Genomic DNA, 17,601 nt, shown 5'->3' on the forward strand with positions numbered 1-17,601 from the left:
CCCCGCTGCCACTCCGCATGGCAGCCTAACCCCGGCAGAGGCTCCACCTATCGACGCGGAAACTCTGTTCAGACAACCGGGACCAGCTCTTTAGCCGTAGGGTGTCGTTACGAATAGCGACATTGCGGTTAAAACCTGCACTCAGCCGTACAGTAACGTTCGAAGTTCGCCACGGAAGTTGATGAGTGGATTGCCTTGAGCTGATCGCGTCGCGACAATCCGGCCGATAAAGATCCCATGGGTGCCGACGAGTTGGTGGTGATGCAAGACGCATTCGAGCACACAAACTGCGCTTTGCAGAACCGGTACGTCAAGAACGCCCTGATCCCATGGCGCTGTATCGAAACGGTGGACAGCGTTTGCGCCATGCCGGCCGGCGAAACGCAGTGCGAGGTCCTGCTGATTGCCGCCGAGAAGACTCACGCCAAAAGTGCCGTTGGCGAGTATCGCGTCGTGAGTTTCGGAACTGGCATTAATGCCGACCAGCAAGCAGGGCGGCTCCATGCAGATCGAGGTAATAGAACTGACCGTTACCCTCGCCGTCGGACGGCCGTTCCGGTCGCTACAATGGAGACGCCGCTCGCCAGATTTCGCATGGCTTGGCGAAACTCGATCGCCTCGATGGACTGAATATCGCTGATCCGGGGAGGCGATTGGCAGCTCATAGCCCAGCTCCGGAGTGGCGTTTGACCTCGAACGGTTGAACTATGCGGAGATTGCGTTGGTCGCGACTCTCGAACGTGCTTCCGCGCAGTGCGGGTTTGATCGCACCGATAATCTGACTGCTCCACAGCATGATCTGGCGATGCAGCTGAACACAATCGGTGGCTCCGCTTGGATGATAGCGTTCAGCGTGCCTTTGCGTCAGATCGAATACGTTCCGCGTACTCGTCGCGTAGCAACAGCGACGGGGAAGGGGGCCCGTACGTCCGAAGGGCTGGCGGTCCGTGATCTGTCCGCGCGTGGCGTCATTCACTGCGAATTGTTCCTCGGTGGTGATATGGGCATGGCCGCCGCGCCGTCTTGCCTTTCGATACTGTTGAAAAGGCGCTCTTTCCCGAAGAGAAGACGCTCATCCATCGTCGCGTGCAACGAAAGCCGCAGCTCGGGCGAGATCGAGTCGTCTGTATCGATCACCTCACGAAACTTACGAAACATGAGTTCGATCGTTGCGATCGATCCGAGTACCGTGATCGTCCGCCAAGACATCATTGTTTGTCTCCTTCGCGGTACCGCGAAGCGCGAGTCCTCGAGTCGCCTGTCTTTTCGACGATCTCGGTGGTGCGCTTCGCACCGGCTCTGGCAATCTGAGTGGCCGTCGATCTTTCAGGCGCCGCCCTAGCCTCGATTAGCTCAGCAAGATTGATACGGTACGCATCCTGCAGCCTGATAAGCGCGCTGCTCCGAGCATAGACTGCCCTCATCCGCCTCGAGTTGTGAAAACTTTCCATGATTTTGCTCTTACCGTCTCAGGCTAATGCACCGCTATTTCGTGCAAACGGTGCATTTCGCCCCGCCATGACCGGCCGCACTTCTCGGCCGTCGTCAAATGCAGGGGAGATCCACCGGCTCGGTGCTGATTGAGTTGCGCGGACCTTCTGGATGCTGACTAGCCGTCGCCGAACAGCGGCGACACCTCACTATCGTTTGCGGCGAGCCGTATTCGGAGCGAAGCGAGCTCGGCTTGGAGGCTTTGCGCGCCATCACTGCGCTCCGGTCGAAACCGCCGCCTCGCGCGAGAGCAGCGCGCGGGTCGCCGCCGTCACGTCAGCCTGCCGCATCAGACTTTCTCCGACCAGGAAGGTCGAAATGCAAAGCCGCGAAAGACGCAGAACATCGCCCGGGGCGCAGATACCGCTTTCGCCGACGATCAGGCGATTCTTCGGTATGAGCGGCGCCAGCGCCTCGCTGGTCGTAAGCGTGGTCTCGAAGGTGCGCAGGTTGCGGTTATTGATGCCGATCATCGGCGAGCGAAGTTTTAGCGCCCGATCGAGCTCGTCGCGGTCATGGATCTCGATCAGCACATCCATGCCATGGGCCAGGGCCGCAGCCTCGATCTCGCGAGCGGTTTCGTCGTCGAGCGCCGCCATGATGATCAGGATGCAGTCGGCCCCCTGAGCGCGCGCTTGTACCACCTGATAGGTGTCGAACATGAAGTCCTTGCGCAGCACCGGCAGATATGTTGCCGCTCGCGCTGCCATCATGAAATCAGGGTGCCCCTGAAAGAAGGGCGTATCCGTCAGCACCGACAGGCAGGCCGCGCCGCCCGCTTCATAGGCCCTGGCAAGCGAGGGCGGATCGAAGTCGCCCCGGATAAGGCCTTTGGAGGGAGAGACCTTCTTGATCTCCGCGATCAGCGCATACTCATCTGCTGCGTGCTTGTTGCAGATGGCGGCGAGAAAGCCCCGCGGGGGCGGGGCCCGCCGCGCGAGCGCTTCGACCTCTGAAAGCGGCAAGGTGCGCTTGGCGGCTGCGATCTCTTCGCGCTTGTAGGCCTCGATCTTGGTCAAAATGTCGGACATCGGTCAGCTCGGCTGTCAGGCGTTAGAGATTGCGACTAGATGTTTCAATCGCGCCGCCGCGGCACCGCTATCAAGCGACTTCTGCCCAAGGGCGACGCCTTCCTTCAAGGGTTTGGCACGGCCGGCCACGATCAATGCCGCGGCCGCATTGAGAAGCGCGATATCGCGATACGGGCTTGGGGCGCCGTCGAGCACGCTTTGCAGCGCGACTGCATTGGCATCGGCATCGCCGCCCTTCAGCCCCACGCTGCCGCAGCGGGGGAGGCCGGCCTGTTCAGGGGTCACTTCGAAGGTGCGGATCTCGCTTGTCTCAATCGAGGCAACAAAGGTCGGCCCGGTCAGGGTGATCTCATCGAGTCCGTCCGAGCCGTGCACCACCCACACTGACTCAGCGCCAAGATTCTTCAACACCTGCGCCAAGGGCAGCACCCACTGCCGCGAAAACACTCCGACTATCTGTCGCTTGACGCCGGCCGGATTGCACAGCGGTCCGAGTAGATTGAAGATGGTGCGGGTAGCGAGCTCAATCCGGGTAGGGTGAACGTGCTTCATGGCGGGATGATGGACCGGCGCAAACATGAAGCCGATGCCGGCTTCGTGCACGCAGCGAGTGACGTCTTCAGGGGTGATGTCGATCCTCACGCCGAGCGACGCCAAGACGTCGGCAGCGCCCGAGCGCGAGGACAGTGCGAGATTGCCATGTTTGGCAACCCTCACGCCAGCACCAGCGACGATGAAAGCGGCGCAGGTCGACACGTTAACCGAGCCCGAAGCGTCGCCGCCAGTGCCGGCAATGTCGACGGGATCGTGCGGCGCACTGACTCGCAGCATCGTACTCCGCATCGCGGAAGCGGCGCCGGTAATCTCTTCCACCGTCTCGCCGCGCACCCGCAGCGCCATGAGAAGTCCACCCATCTGCGCGGGTGTGGCTTCGCCTGACATCATGCTGTCGAAAGCGGATGCCGCTTCCTCGCGGGTCAGCGTGGCGCCGCCGGCGACTTTGCCAATATTCGAGTTGAAGGCGTTCATCGTGCTTTCGAACGTGCTAGCTGTTGCTAGTGGCAGCGGTTGCGTGGGCGAAGGCGACCTCGTTGATCGATGAGCCGATCCCGATGGTCCAGCTTGGTGACGAGGGCGGGGGGCCGCTTGTCGCACAACATGCTTGAAGACTCTCTTTTGGCTCTTCTCTCGTTCGATGCGAACTCGACAAACGGCACGATCTCGCAGCTTTCCGGCTTCATCAGTGGGAAGTCAATTCGAATAGGCGTCAGTTCCAAGCCTGAAATCATGTGCTGCACGGCAACCCCGCTGCCGCGTTAGCCGATAACCATTGCTTGCGTGATGTAGGTTTGGTCATAATTGGTTTCCAAGCCTACAACCTGACGCAGCGTAAGGTTCAACCCCCTTCAGTGGCTTGGCTGAACATTATTCCAGTATTCCATTGTGCCGCTTCCTGAGGTACGAGGAAACAAGCGGCCACATGCAGGCCGCCGCCATCGTGGAAAACCCTTCCCAGCGCAGTCGGACTGATATGAGAACACTCACTGCGGGCGTTTCCAGACAGACGTGCTCAAGATCCCTATGGGCGCAAAGAAGAAGAATTGAAAAACGGCGGCCCGATACGTCCTCAGCCGACTTGTTCTGCAATGCCGACGTTTATTGCACCCAAGCGACGCGCGCGGTGAGGTGAGCGGAGCCGACATCGCGACATTGCAGATCCCGGCGCAACTCCTAGCCGCGTCCACGTGATTGCACGAAGCGGCGGATAGAGCATGTCGTCGTCCAATGTGGAATAGATGCGATTCAGAGTCCCGAGCTTATGCACTATTCTTGATTGTGGCCTCCTCGAGTGCTCGCCGTACTGCGGCGCAAGAGGTTGCGGTACCGAAATAGTTAGCTAAACGCACATCGTGCCGGCTCGATGCCACTCGCTCGACCTGCCGCTTCAGATTGGCCATAACGGCGTGAAGCCCCGCATGACGATCAGGCACCGCCTCACAGTCCCGCGTTTTCCGGAGCCGGGGATACAGGGTGGGCGGGGCAAGGAATGGCAGGGCCCATGCGCGGGTCTCCCATTTTTTTTCAGGTGCGGGCGATCGTTAGACCAGCATTCTCAATGGCATCCAGGATCTTGCCTGCATAAGCCGGCGGGTCGGTTGGTGTTCGCCAGTCAGGGCGCCGTACGCCTCCTCGCGCTCAGCGAGCTTGTGCTCAGTATATTCGCCGCAGACATTGCAGGATCATCGGTCGACCGCTCCAGGGATCATGCGACGCGATTTCGCACCAGTTATCGGAGTTGCATTTCGGACACTGCATGGGCGGGGGGCTCCTGGCGGTTCTCAGCTCGCGGGCTCGATTCTAGCCAACTCGAACGGGTGTTTGGGTAGCTTACCTCTGCAGAAGCATCGGGAGTGTGGAGCTCGTCTCGGACATTCCAGAAGCGAATAAAGCTAGCGAGGCCAGCGCGGAAGAAAGCGAAACAGACGTGGCAAACGCGCGCGGTCTTTGCAGCGCGCAAGCGGCGTGCCTTTGGGATCCTTGGTGGCTCACAAGTACTGAGCCTCGAAACTGCCCTTTCCGCTGCGGCGCAGGCGAACATTGCGAGCAAAGCGAGCGCGGCCCCCAACGCAAAGGACAGCGTTGCTGAGGCGAGGGCGCCGATAAGGCTCAGATCGATTGTGGCTCTGGTTGATATACCTTCGAGGAACGCCAAGACTGCAAGCGCAGCGCCACAGTTGATCAATATCAGAGCGCAAAGCGCAACCGGGACCGAATGGAGGGCTGCCTTTTTGACCAAGCTGCGAAGTCCGCCGTTGTGAAGGGCGCGCCGAGTATCTTCGCGGTTCGGGCCGTGATGCCATTTTGCATCTTTTACCACTGCTCGCGACCCGAGTGTTCTTCAAGCGCTATTTGTTTGTTTGGCATTGTCCACTAGGTGTACTCCTGGATCCGTTCGGGGGCGACGAAAACATCGCTTCGGGCGCGCGCGAAGAGCGAATCCGGCCTAAGGCGATAGCCCGGTTGCGTGTTTGCGACAGCACATCGCGTTCGTTCAACGACATATCGGCATCGGATACTCATAGATCATCATTTGCGTGATGACGTCGTACTGGCACAGACCATTTCTGAAACCGTTTGCCGTGCTGCGTGAGGTTGCCAGACTTCAGCGGCTCACTGGTCCCCACCGAAACTGGTTTGAAGCCAATCTCCTCTAGCTGCTTCGAGAGTGTCGCGATGGGGCACATTGAAACCGGATCCGCCTGTCCTCAGATGAACTGACAACAACGCCGCCACGATTGCGAACAAAACCGTGGAGAGCGCCATCGATACCTCGCCGGTATTCGCCAGCAGCAAGCCAGCGATCCTTCACCAATGCTACCGTTCGAGCTGCGTCATCCAAGGCGATGATGGGCTTTGTCATCAATGAAACGGCGGCTTCTGGGTGGCATTCAATCCCTCACTTCAACGGGACGGTGTTTGTTCTGCAGTACGGGACGACGGACCGGAAACGTGGTGGTGCGGTCAGGAATCGATCAGGGGGCACACGGACATTCCGATGACGCCCAGCGATCTGTTACGGCGCCGATCATCGGGATGCGCGGATTACTCTGCTCTGCTTCTGACTGTCCTCTGTACCTTGCTCTGGTCGTTTCGGTGAAACGCTTTCGCGCTCGCCCTGGTCTTCGTCGCCGCAATCCTGCTCGCGATGATCTCTCCGGTCTTGTGCGACCCGTTAAGGGGACGCACGCACCGCTCCGACCGCACCGCAGTCGTTGTGATCGGCGTCGATGTGCGACGGCGCGCCGAGGCTGGACATTTCTTTCGGCTTGCGGCGCCTAATCTGTGCGGGCGGACGCGATGCATGGTGACGTTGATCGAGCGGATGCCGGCAAGGAAGCCGGCGCTGGCTTCGAGCTCGGGGCCAGCGTGCGCCGCGCTCGTCAGCGCGAGCAGCGCCGCGGCGAAGGTGATGCGTTTCACTTGTCTTCCTTTCCGTGGGGTGTGGAGGTAGACCCGGCCGCCGATTTGAAACCCAGCCAGATCGAAGGACGGGCATAATCGGCGCCTTGCGCTTTGCGATTATCGCGCCGACTTCCATTTCATGTGCGGCTGGATCGCGCTGCGCTACCTCGATGATCCCGCCAAGGCGGCTCCGATCCGATCGCTACATTCTGAAGACGCCGTAATGTGGCGCCTCAATGGGTGTATTGAGCGAAGCGCTCAGGACGACTGCGAGCGCATTTCTGGTGTCAACAGGATCAAGAATGCCGTCGTCCCAGATTTCGGAGGTTGCATAATAGGCGCTCGATCGTTCCCGATACCCTTCCAGAATCGGCTCTCGAATAGCTGCCAACTCCTGCTCAGACAGGCGTCCACCCTCACGGGTTAATTGTCTTGCCTTGACATGGGTGAGCACGCCTGCTGCTTGCTCTGCACCCATCGCAGAAATCTGAGACTGCGGCCAGGTGAACATAAACCGTGGATCGAAAGCCCGTCCCGCCATAGCGAATGTCCCCGCTCCGTAGGAGCCGTTGCAAACGACCGTGAATTTAGGCACCGACGCTCCAGAGACGGCCATGATCAGCTTCGCGCCATCCTTGGTGATGCCACGCCGTTCGTATTCGCGGCCGACCATGAAACCCGTGATATTCTGCAGAAAGAGCAGGGGCGTTCGGTTCTTGTCGCACAATTGGATGAAGTGAGCGCCCTTCAGCGCACTGTCGCTGAACAGCACACCATTGTTTGCAATAACCCCGATCTGATATCCATAAAGCCGCGCGAAGCCGCACACCAGAGACTCGCCATAGCGAGGCTGGTATTCGTGGAACCGGCTGCCATCCACCAGACGGGCGATGATCTCCCGCATGTCGAACTGCACTCGAGGATCCCTGGGAATGATGCCGTAGAGTTCGGACGCGTCGTACGCCGGCGGTTCCGGAGAGACTTGATCCATCGAGGCTTTCGTGGGACGATTGAAGCGAGCGACGATGTCCCGTGCGATGGCAATCGCGTGCATCTCGGAGCTTGCGAAATAGTCACTCGTCCCAGACACGCTGGTATGCATATGAGCGCCACCAAGCTCTTCGGCGGATACCGTCTCGCCCGTAGCCGCTTTCACGACCGGGGGGCCTCCTAGAAAAATCGCGCCCGTTCCCTCCACGATGATGTTGTAGTCGCTAAGCGCCGGGACGTACGCCCCTCCCGCGGTGCAATGACCCATTGCGATGGCGACTTGCGGCACTCCCATCTTCGAGAGAAAGGACTGATTGCGGAAGATTCGACCCGCGTAGTATCGATCCGCGAAGAACTCCGCCTGCAAAGGCAGGAAACCACCAGCACAGTCGCACAGATGAACCACTGGCAGACGGTTCTCGATCGCTATGTCCAAGGCCCGCACGATCTTCTTGACAGACAACGGATACCATGCGCCGCCCTTCACGCTGGCGTCATCCGCGTGAACAATGACCTCGCGACCCGCTACGATGCCGATGCCGACGACCTGCGCAGCGCCAGGCACCTCGCCGTCGTAAGCCTTGTTAGCGGCTAGCGTCGAAAGCTCGAGGAACGGAGTTTCTGGATCGAGCAAAGCCTCGATCCGATCACGTACAAACAACTTGTTTTGCCGACGCAGGCGCTCAAGGTCTCGTTCAGGACGGTTGAAGCGGGCGACACGTTGTCGTTCCTTCAATTCGGCCACAAGTCGTCTATTGTGGAGTTCGTTGAGGCGGAATTCGTGGGATTTGACATCCGCTGCAGAAGCGATCCGCTGCATCTCAACGCCCTTCCTCTGAGAGCGTAACCAGCACTGCGCCTCGCTCGAAGCTCTCGCCTTCGTTGAAGTGAATTCGGTCGATCACGCCGTCCCGTGGAGAGCGTATGATGGTTTCCAACTTCATGCTCTCGATTTTCATCAGCGCCGTGCCTGCGGAAACGGGTTGACCAGGCGAAACGCTGGTCGTAACGACGAGACCCGGCATTGGCGCGCGGGCCAGGAGATGATCTGCCTCATTATTAGCGCAAGCGAGCGTTCTCAACGGGTCGCGGTAGTGCAAAATGCGCGTCCTGCCGCGGATGTGCACGTGAATAACCTCGCCGTCGATGGCGAACCTGACCGGTTCGCTTTCGCCAGCGATGGTAAGGACGCCGCAACCGTCGCCTTGCTGGGAGAACACGACTGGGCCAATCACTTTGTTACTCAAGAGAAGGCGATAGCCCTGTTGGCAACGTGAAAGCGATAACTGATAATCTACGCCATCAACTTCAAAAGAGTGTTTCACGTCAGTTTCTCCAGCTGCCCAGCGCTGCGTGAAGCTCGGGCACGGCATCTGCCGATTCGCGGATAGGTCTCGTCAGGAGGGCGGCTGTGGCGAGGAAGGCAGATAAGTCGGACGCAGGCTCGCCCGATGCGATGTGCGGATTTTCCTCAAGATATCCCGTATGGATGTGTCCGCTCAGAAATGCCTCCTCACGGAGGATACGTGTGAGAAAGTTTACATTTGTCTCGCAGCCGAGAAGCACCAGCTCCCGCATCGCGCGATGGGCCTTCGGCGCAGCCTCAATGCGCGTCGGCGAATGCGCGATGATCTTTGCGAGCATGGGATCGAACGCTGTCGTGATCTGCTGGCCTTGCAAGATGCCGCTGTCGATCCGTACGCCGTCGCCGTCCGGGTACTCAAGAACAAGTACCTTACCAGTCGTCGGAACATATCCACGTTCCGGGGCTTCCGCATACAGTCTAGCCTCGATCGCGTGTCCTCTCGAGACGATATCGGACTGCGAAAATCCAAGTTCGCGGCCCGCGGCGACATAGATCTGTTGAGCAACAAGATCGATGCCGGTGATCATCTCGGTCACAGTATGCTCGACTTGCAGTCGCGTATTCATCTCAAGAAAATAGAACTCTCCGCCGCCGAAAATGAATTCGACAGTGCCTGCGTTTCGACAGTTGGCAGCGCGCGCGATGCTGACGGCGGTTTCGCAGACCCGCTTGCGCAACTCTGGCGACAGCGCGGGCGACGGCGACTCCTCGATGATCTTCTGGAACCGGCGCTGCACCGAGCACTCCCGCTCAAAGAGATGGACCACGTTTCCGAAGGAGTCGCCGAGCACCTGTACTTCGATGTGCCGCGGGTTTTCGACATATCGTTCGACGTAAAGCCGGCCATCGCCGAAGTACCTCTGCCCCTCACTGCGCGCCTGCGCAATCGCGTCCTCCAGGGTAGCGAGGTCGCGTACGATCCGCATGCCCTTGCCGCCACCGCCCGCCGATGGTTTCACCAGCAAAGGAACTCCAACAGCTCGCGCCCTGAATGTGAATGTCGCTGGATCATCTTCTTCGATCGCCGAAGGTGCGACCGGAAAACCGTTCCGCTGAACGAACTTGTGGGCCCGGATTTTATCGCCCATCAGTTCTATGCTTTCGGGGGCGGGCCCGATGAACGCAATGCCCGCCTTTATCACGGCCCTGGCGAACTCAGCATTCTCGGAGAGAAATCCATAACCCGGATGAAGGGCGTCGGCGCTCGCCTTGTGGGCAGCAGCGATGATTTGCGCGATATCGAGATAGGCCGCTATCGGCGTGCGACCGCTGATGGCAATCGCCGTGTCAGCCATGGAGACAGCCGGCGTCCCCGCATCGGCATCGTGGTAGACAATTGCAGAGCGAAGCCCCAGCCTTCGCAAGGTCTTGATGATTCGTACGGCAATCTCGCCTCTGTTGGCGATCAGAATGGTGTGGAAGGGTAATTCACGCATTTCGCCTATTCGTCCAAGCAAGTGCCCGATCCCGGGAGTTCAGTCAGTCGCAAGCGGCTGGTGCTGCCTCAAGTGCCCGCGCCCTTTCATCTGTCCCCATCCAGCGTTGCCGTCCTGGAATTCAGCCGGGGACTAGTCTCGAACGCGGGCAATCGAAGGCGCCGGCCTATTGACGCTGGCTCATTTCGAGCCTTCCTTTCCTTTGGCAGAGTCTCGAACTGATATCACGTAGCGACATTGGTCACTCAGGTTTGTGAACTTGGCTCTGAGACAGGCAGTAATGGCGCCTGCATCAGGTATGTGGCTGCCACAAAAGCGAAACACGTCCGGTGTGCAAGCCTCTCGCTCCTCCGGTGTCGCCGGCCGATCTCGCGCACCCGCCTGTTCGGTGAATAGAGCTGTTGTCGTCACAACAGCAACAGCAAGTGCTGTTGCACAGCGGTGTGCTTTGAAGAACCAAGACCCTTGCGTTCGCTGCTTTTGATTCACGATATCCTCTTCAAGTCGACACATCCTGCGGTATTGTTCGTCCTACGCGAAGCGTAGTATGACCTGTCTACCGGGAAACAGGCCGGAACCATTCAAAGCATTGACGGCCGCGGAAGCGCACTTTGCGTATCTGTACACCCATCGCAGCGGTGCCTCGGTCGCTTAGTCGTGAGATACCGTAATTTTCCGAGCGCGAGGAGGCGGCTAACAACCCGCCAGTCGGCCGATACCCAGAGCCGCCAACCAGGGCGAAACAACGATTGCGGCCCGGCTAGACGAAAGAAGTTACGATAGCGGTAAGGTATACCCCGGGAGCAATTCCGGCATTCAGCTACGTCCAACACGCCCCCGAAGCTGCACCTGGTTGGGGAGTGCGAACCATTATCGGTCTGTAACAGCCGGGGCCATCACCCACATGGTGCGCTCTCGCGACCTGCATGCCACCTCTTGCGAGGAGCGGCACGCGTGACATCGGAGATCGAGATTGTGCCAAATGCTCGTCCTGTTCCGGCTGCAACTTGGCCAGTTCGCCATGCGCTCCATAGATCACTTCGCTTTCGGGGGAGTGCTCGAGGACCGTGACGGGCCCTTGCGGCGTGAGCTTAAGAGTTTGGGACATTCGCAATTCTCATCACCTGGCGGGAGGCTTTCAGATGGCCTTAGGGGCGCCACCTGCTTTTAAGATCGTACAATCTAACGCTGCGTACGATTCAAGCCCCTTCGAGGACTGCTCGTGTGGATATGTCCAAACTCGTGGGCCCCCACGAGCCATCTGGCGCGAATCAGAGTGAGAGGCCTTCACTGGCGCGGAAAATCTCAGTTTCATTCCCATCTAGGCCGAGGGCAGCCGTGCACGTGTTAGAAGTGACAGCTCCAGCACGGCTGATCCCTCCAAGCCGGCAAGTCGGAGAGATCGAAACATTGGATTGGTTTGCGATCCTAGTCAGCGCAAATCGCGCGACGTGGTAGCAGTTCGAAGAGGGAAGAGCTTTCACGCCCGAGATGGCGGGTGCTTTAGATGCTGCGCGTCTAAACCTTCGTCCTGGCAGAAACTTGACGTAATGCGCTTTCGAAGGAGGTCGTGGCGGCTGGGGATGGTATCGTGCTGGGTCCGGCTGCCACCGGGTGTGTACGAGGCATGAGCAAAGCAACTCTATCAACCGCTCAATGCGTGTGCACCCGCTTCGGCTTTCTCAAGCGAATCGCGCCCCGCGGCTTCGCTCCTTCCGAGATATAGGCAATTGGGCCGAATTTGTGAATTTTGCGGGGAGGGCGGCCTACGTAATGTTGGAGGGGCTGGTGTCGCATTTTCTTAATGTACGAACTGCATGCTCATCTGCATGAAACCGATAGATCCGTTCTACGATCCCAAATTCTGGCGAGGCCGTGCGGAAGCGACGCGGACCAAAGCGGTGTCGTTCGCTGAAGGCAAGTCCAGAGATAGGCTCCTTAAGATCGCCGAGGAATATGAGAAGCTAGCCCGACGCGCAGAGGAGTGGCCGACGCTTAAAGAGGATGGCGACGCAGAGCCTAATCACAGTTCCTGATGCTTCGCCGGGTTCTCGACAAAATCGGCTGCCGTGTTATGGCCGATAGATCTCCACTCGACAGGATCAGGGTAGCGAAGCCGCACCGTGGCCCTGCGCAGTGTCCCAAACGAACTTCGCGCCGTCCGGCAGTTCGCAGATGAATTCGCCCTGATTCACGACTTCGGTCGTCCCGGCGGTCAGCTTGGAGGCCCGCACCGTAAGCTTGCCTTCGCGGCTGAGGCTGTGGCGAATGTATTCCGTCACCGGGTGTCCCGAGCTATCCACGGTTTGATGCGCATTGGCAAAGCTGATGCCGTTCTGGGCGGTCACCCTGAAGGCACTTATAACCAACCCGGCCTGCGTGGCCGGCCCGGGCTTGCCGCCATCGACGGTGGTACAGCGGTTCAGGTCCAGTATGAGCTTCACATTCTTGCCGGCCTGCAGGGCACTGAGCACCTCGGCGTATTTCGGCGAGGGCTCATCGGCCTTGGCGATCGTGCTCACGCTTACAGCCGAAAGCAAGGACAACAGGATGGACAGGCGTCTGCCACTGAACTTCATACGCTCTTCTCCTCCACAACAACCGCAGGCCACGCAAGCGCCAACTTGCCCGATGTCGTGTTCGCAAACAGCCTGGCGGATTCCGGACATATTCGGTCGCAACAACTACACGTGTCGCAACTGCGCGCAAGTCGTTGCGAAGGATAATCCAACCTCACAACCTCGTACGTAAGGTTTGCGAAGTGGCTTCACCATTTGTGACACCCTCTGCACTGTTTGGTCCAGCGGGTGGCAGCGTCGAAAGTACGAACGGCAATAGTGCGTGAATGCAAGGGAGGCCGATATGACCGAGAGGGTGCAGGCTCTCATATAAGCTTAAGCGGAAGAGTTTCGAACGAGCATTCAAGAAACGGGCATCTTGCCGAGCACTCCGTGTGGCCGCCCGGCAGGGACCGCTACCGCCCGAAGAAATGGTCGGGGAATGGACGGCCGGCGAAATTGATGCGGTGGGACGACGAGCAAAATACTTGCTCGGTCAAGGGACTTGATCTCGGTATACCGAAACAAGCTTGGCGGAATGTCAAATGGCGCGACGGCAGCGTTGACTTCTTGACCTCGCGCTTTGCGCGGCTCCGGGTCCGCCCCGCTCATCGCAATGACTGGCTGACCCGCGGCGCTCCCGCTCAGAACAGAGGGTGACATGCCGAACTCGTTCGCTACCATGCGGCGGTGCCTCGCGAGCGTATTTGCTTAGACGCTACGTAGATGTCCGTGCTGCGCTATCGAAATGGAAGCTCATGCGCCGTCATGATTTGTGACGCAGTAAATCTAATCCGTTCGGATATCGGCGTCCCTCTGGTCACAGGCCGCGCAAAGGAAGTCTCCCCGACATCGAAATCCGGCGATCGTCCGGCCACTGATTTAGATCGATCTTGATGGCGTAATGCAAACGACGCCCGGAGGAGATGGCCCATACGTACGCGCGCCCGCCAGCAAAGGAAAATCCGTGCGGCCGGACACCGGCGAATTCGACGCCGATCATCGGCACCTTTTCGTGTGAGCATATCATTTGCACGGGTTTATCTGGGTTGGACACGGCCAGGTGCCGCGCCATGCCCCAACCGGCCCGACGCACCTCATACCCAGTGTGCGTCGGGCCGGTGCTGTTTCAGCATAGGAGATCGACGCTCGACCGCATTCATCGGTGTTAAGTCGGATGCAGCCGTTTGTGCGATGACCGATACAACGGTGCCGTTTCACTCGCGCTGTGCGAGGTGGGACACTGTGCATTGCCGCGCGTGCAACATCAAAAGCGCTTTCTGTGGTTCTGGCAGGGAGAGCGCGTTCGCCAACGCGTCTAAGCTGCACCGTTAGGACTGATTTGCAGAGCTCAAATGATGCGTGATTTTCCGAACATCTCGATCAGCCTGTCTGTCGTTCCTACTACCGGATGGGGGCATCTCCTAGTTCGATATCGAAACGGCCGCGCTTCTACGCGCGGTCCTGAACGGAGGCTGCAAAGGTTTCTCAGCACCAAACCCCATAAATCGATTTCCGTTTATGGCGATCCTTCCGATGCGTTACATTGTAATCGATTCTGTGGCTGATCTTGGGGATGGAGTCACGTAGCGGCCACTTCAGGCTGTGTTACGCTTGGGGAATGTCACGGCTCGCCAGCATATTCAGCACGTATACTGAGATCTGACCCAAGAGCCGTAGCAGCCCCGCATATCGCATAGGGGCCGCCACCTGGCCGACCACGCCGCAGGAGATATCGGCCTTTCGCGACAGCGAGGAGCGCGCCTCTTGCCGATCACGAAGGCGGGGATCAAGCCGGAGGGCGGGGGTTAGGGTAAGATCGATCGACCGAGCAGGCTCGGATAGCGCTCTGCTGATCCGGGCTATGCTTGTTTCGTTTCATCCGGCTGCTTGCTCGGCTGCATCCGCGTGCTAGCACGAAGCAAACGCGTTGTTAAGAATTGGCCCGCACTGATCTGCGCGATTCCGATTCGTTCCTTGCGAACAAAATAGAGTCGGATGGAGAACAAAGCTGTGGTGCTGCTTGTCTCCCTGCTTCAGGTAAGGATCGGCTGGAGTTATGATCATCCGACTGAGCAGGGCGCGGCTTCATGGCGAAGAAACCGGGCAAGCAAGCATCGCGGCATACGGTCCTCGTGATCGACATCGGTGGTTCGCGTGTGAAGGTCACGACCAACAGGGAGCGAATCAGGCGCGCGTTTGCGTCCGATCCCGAGCTATCAGCGAGAGTGATGGTCAGGAAGGTCAAGGCGCTGACGAAGGACTGGTCCTATGACGTCGTCGCGGTCGGATATCCCGGACCTGTGCCCTTGTCGGAGCCTCACAATCTCGGTCTCGGGTGGGCCGGCTTCAATTTCGAAAGGCCTTCGGTCGCCCGACCAAGGTCGTCAACGGGGCGCCGCAGCCCTCAAGCGCGTTGGCAGGGAGAAATGGCAACGCACGGTCGATGACGTCATCAGGCGCCTGCTCGCAGCCGTGGAGCCGGATTACATCATGCTGGGCGGCCGCAACGCCGGCAAGGTCGACAAGCTGCCGCGCAAGGTCCGTCTCGGCGTCAACACCAACGCGTTCGAGGGCGGATTTCGGCTGTGGAAGAAGGGGGTAGTTAGATCGTCCAGCGTACGGCGATAGAGAATGCCGGAGCTTACATAGGCGCGTGAGCTTTGCACCTGGATTTGAATGGCCTCTCGACGATCGACTGTCTATGGTGTCCGCATGTCCCGCCTTGTGTATCTCTTCACTGCTATCGTCCTGTTGCTGTTATCAGTCGCCGCTCTGGCCGCACCGCTTCAAAAGCGGCCGGCTCCGCGCTGGCACGGCTATGGCTTCCTGCCGGGTGACCAGCAGCCGCTGAACAACAGCCTTCCACTTTACGCCCAGAAAGACGCGATGCGGCGATCGGCACGCCGCGACCGGCGCCCTTGGTACATTGACCCGGTCCCCCGTTACTACGGGTATGATGGCGCCTGGCACTATTTCGGCCGGCCCGGCTTTTACGGCGGCCGCTACAATGGCGGCAGCTTTGGCCCGTGCTGGACGCGGACGCCGATCGGGCCGATCTGGAATTGCGGCTGATTAGGTCGTAGGGCGCAATGGCGAAGCGTATTGCGGCGTCTGGCGTTGGTGACGGATTAAGTTGGGCTAATCCAACTGGCGTGCGTACGCACGTGCCTCCAATATTCGCGGCTGAGAGAGGTCAGTCGATGACCTCAGGCGTGTATGCCAGATGGCGCTTGCCAACGCGCCCATCCTTGTGGCGCGAACTTGGCTGCTTTGGCCACGCCGTCTTGCTCATGAGAACGCGTAAATGACCCAGCAGATGCCGACCCACAGGAGCGCGTTGAGGAGGACCGCCGCAAGCGGCCAGAAGTTCCACACTATCCGCGGCTGCGAAGCATCAGCATGCAATGCTTGATCGGCCTTACCGCCTTCAATCACGCGCGGTTTTGGTTTGCCCCAGTGCGTCATCCGTATCCCATGCTTGCGCTGCGCTAGTCGATTTGGGTCCCAGCAAATCGAGATCACCAAGTCAAGTGAACGTCGCCATCCCGATGCCGAAAGAATCACGGCCGTGAGGCTGGCGAGCCTGATCGTCAGCCTTGCCGACTACCAGATCCCAGCCGACCTGCGGTCCAGGGCTGGCTCTTCGAGCACCTAACCATAGCGCTCAATGATCACGTGAGCCTCAGGCCTTTCGGAGATCGATGAACCCCAGCGTTGCTTCGCGGTCGGCGCTTCCCTTCAACGACGCGGCACCTTGCTCAATGGGACCATGGAGCTCCTGCGGCATCAGCCAGCGCGAGGCATCATCACCAATCAATTGAAATCTCGTGACGAAGGCGAGCTCGTCATAGCCGATCTCGTATTGATCCGCCCGCGTGACTGTCGCGCCCTCGATGCCCTTCGGCTGCATGGCCTCATGAACGCTGGGCGAACTCACTGACTCGATCACGGCTACCTTAAAAGGTGTCTCGGCGAGGCAGATCGATAATTTTGCGAAGGCCATCCTCTTGGACATCTCCGCGCCGTTCACGAAATTCGCACTCTTCCAAAGTAGGAAGTTTCCGATCGTGTTGATGAAGCGGCCTTCCGGTAGTACGGTTTCATCCACGACCAGCTCCGCTGGTCGCGTGTCGGCCGAGATCTGAAATTGCGCACCTTGCGTGACGTGGTTGTAACATTGTCCATTCGCGCCCGATCTCATAGCTGCCCCGTGACCAGCCGTCCGCTTGATGGTCGAGGCTATCTCCTTGGTCGGTGCGGTTAAGTTGGCGGCGAGGGCCACATTAATGTCTGCCGCTTGTACAGTTACGACTAGCCTCAACGCCGCATTGATCAATATCAATCGAGCAAGTCTCATTGTGAATTCCTGGGTCGGTGACCAGCGCGCCGCCTTTTAACTGCGGCATCTTCATCTCAGCAATCGGCGTGCCGAACGCGAAAGTGCTCTGCGCGTCGCTTGAAGAAGAAAAAGCACGTGCCCGAAGCGGCACCCGCGGAATGATTTAGGTGCAGTAGTCGGATTCTCCACATCAACGTCCGCAACCGGACACGACTGGTACGACAAGATAGATGACAAATGACGCCGGTCCCCCTCGTGCCGCCAAGACGGCAACAATGCTTTCGCATTTTGGGTTCAATCCAGCGGCTACATTCAGGGCCGGCCTTTCACCACCGGCTCGCCGTCGGATCGACTGAAGAATGACGTCCGTCACTGGCGCTAAAAGTACTTCCCTCATTCTCACCTAGTGGTTCATCATAGTGAG

General features: G+C 59.0%; 14 protein-coding genes. 3 read left to right on the top strand and 11 right to left on the bottom strand.

The features are described 5' to 3' along the window. Nucleotides 1-141: 141 nt before the first annotated feature. The 4 genes from KIP88_RS43095 to trpD form a co-directional block, all read right to left on the bottom strand. Nucleotides 142-504 carry a flavin reductase family protein gene (locus tag KIP88_RS43095; RefSeq protein ID WP_249791481.1) on the bottom strand — a complete coding sequence of 121 codons (363 nt, stop codon included), beginning with the start codon at nt 502-504 and terminating at the stop codon, nt 142-144. A 468-nt stretch (nt 505-972) separates the two neighbouring features. After that, the gene (locus KIP88_RS43100) at nt 973-1,212 is read right to left on the bottom strand and encodes a hypothetical protein (RefSeq protein ID WP_214494125.1); all 240 of its coding nucleotides are present in this window, start codon (nt 1,210-1,212) and stop codon (nt 973-975) included. 491 nt (nt 1,213-1,703) lie between these two features. Continuing rightward, complete coding sequence (gene trpC, locus KIP88_RS43105; protein WP_214494127.1) at nt 1,704-2,522, bottom strand: indole-3-glycerol phosphate synthase TrpC; 819 nt, start codon at nt 2,520-2,522, stop codon at nt 1,704-1,706. Between the two features lie 15 nt (nt 2,523-2,537). Further along, entirely contained in the window at nt 2,538-3,551 is a 1,014-nt protein-coding gene (trpD, locus tag KIP88_RS43110; RefSeq protein WP_214494128.1) for an anthranilate phosphoribosyltransferase, read from the bottom strand. A 2,829-nt stretch (nt 3,552-6,380) separates the two neighbouring features. Here trpD and KIP88_RS43115 point away from each other — a divergent pair. Beyond that, complete coding sequence (locus tag KIP88_RS43115) at nt 6,381-6,581, top strand: hypothetical protein (RefSeq protein WP_156439514.1); 201 nt, start codon at nt 6,381-6,383, stop codon at nt 6,579-6,581. A 106-nt stretch (nt 6,582-6,687) separates the two neighbouring features. Here KIP88_RS43115 and KIP88_RS43120 read toward each other — a convergent pair whose 3' ends face one another. The 5 genes from KIP88_RS43120 to KIP88_RS43140 all read right to left on the bottom strand — a co-directional run bounded on the left by KIP88_RS43120 (nt 6,688) and on the right by KIP88_RS43140 (nt 13,838). After that, on the bottom strand, nt 6,688-8,295 hold the full coding sequence (locus KIP88_RS43120) for an acyl-CoA carboxylase subunit beta (RefSeq protein WP_214494129.1): 1,608 nt from the start codon (nt 8,293-8,295) through the stop codon (nt 6,688-6,690). Nucleotide 8,296: 1 nt separating this feature from the next. Beyond that, nucleotides 8,297-8,800 carry a biotin/lipoyl-containing protein gene (locus KIP88_RS48365; protein WP_214494130.1) on the bottom strand — a complete coding sequence of 168 codons (504 nt, stop codon included), beginning with the start codon at nt 8,798-8,800 and terminating at the stop codon, nt 8,297-8,299. Nucleotide 8,801: 1 nt separating this feature from the next. Beyond that, nucleotides 8,802-10,277, bottom strand: a complete 1,476-nt coding sequence (locus tag KIP88_RS43130) for an acetyl/propionyl/methylcrotonyl-CoA carboxylase subunit alpha (protein WP_214494132.1) — start codon at nt 10,275-10,277, stop codon at nt 8,802-8,804. Nucleotides 10,278-12,379: 2,102 nt separating this feature from the next. Continuing rightward, nucleotides 12,380-12,856 carry a VirK family protein gene (locus KIP88_RS43135; protein ID WP_214494133.1) on the bottom strand — a complete coding sequence of 159 codons (477 nt, stop codon included), beginning with the start codon at nt 12,854-12,856 and terminating at the stop codon, nt 12,380-12,382. Nucleotides 12,857-13,655: 799 nt separating this feature from the next. Next, entirely contained in the window at nt 13,656-13,838 is a 183-nt protein-coding gene (locus KIP88_RS43140; protein ID WP_214494135.1) for a hypothetical protein, read from the bottom strand. A 1,268-nt stretch (nt 13,839-15,106) separates the two neighbouring features. Here KIP88_RS43140 and KIP88_RS43145 point away from each other — a divergent pair. Both KIP88_RS43145 and KIP88_RS43150 read left to right on the top strand, forming a co-directional pair. Then, nucleotides 15,107-15,466 (top strand): hypothetical protein, encoded by a 360-nt coding sequence (locus tag KIP88_RS43145; protein ID WP_308163791.1) that lies wholly within the window; start codon nt 15,107-15,109, stop codon nt 15,464-15,466. A gap of 84 nt (nt 15,467-15,550) precedes the next feature. Beyond that, nucleotides 15,551-15,910: a hypothetical protein gene (locus KIP88_RS43150; RefSeq protein WP_214494137.1), complete on the top strand. Its 360-nt coding sequence runs from the start codon at nt 15,551-15,553 to the stop codon at nt 15,908-15,910. A 216-nt stretch (nt 15,911-16,126) separates the two neighbouring features. On the opposite strand, the gene KIP88_RS43155 is transcribed toward KIP88_RS43150, so the two are convergent. Both KIP88_RS43155 and KIP88_RS43160 read right to left on the bottom strand, forming a co-directional pair. Next, nucleotides 16,127-16,303 (bottom strand): hypothetical protein, encoded by a 177-nt coding sequence (locus tag KIP88_RS43155; RefSeq protein WP_214494138.1) that lies wholly within the window; start codon nt 16,301-16,303, stop codon nt 16,127-16,129. Nucleotides 16,304-16,520: 217 nt separating this feature from the next. Then, nucleotides 16,521-17,195, bottom strand: coding sequence for a substrate-binding domain-containing protein (locus tag KIP88_RS43160; protein WP_214494140.1), 675 nt, complete (start codon nt 17,193-17,195; stop codon nt 16,521-16,523). Nucleotides 17,196-17,601 lie beyond the last annotated feature (406 nt).

This window comes from Bradyrhizobium sp. SRL28, from assembly GCF_018596315.1.
Lineage (GTDB): Bacteria > Pseudomonadota > Alphaproteobacteria > Rhizobiales > Xanthobacteraceae > Bradyrhizobium.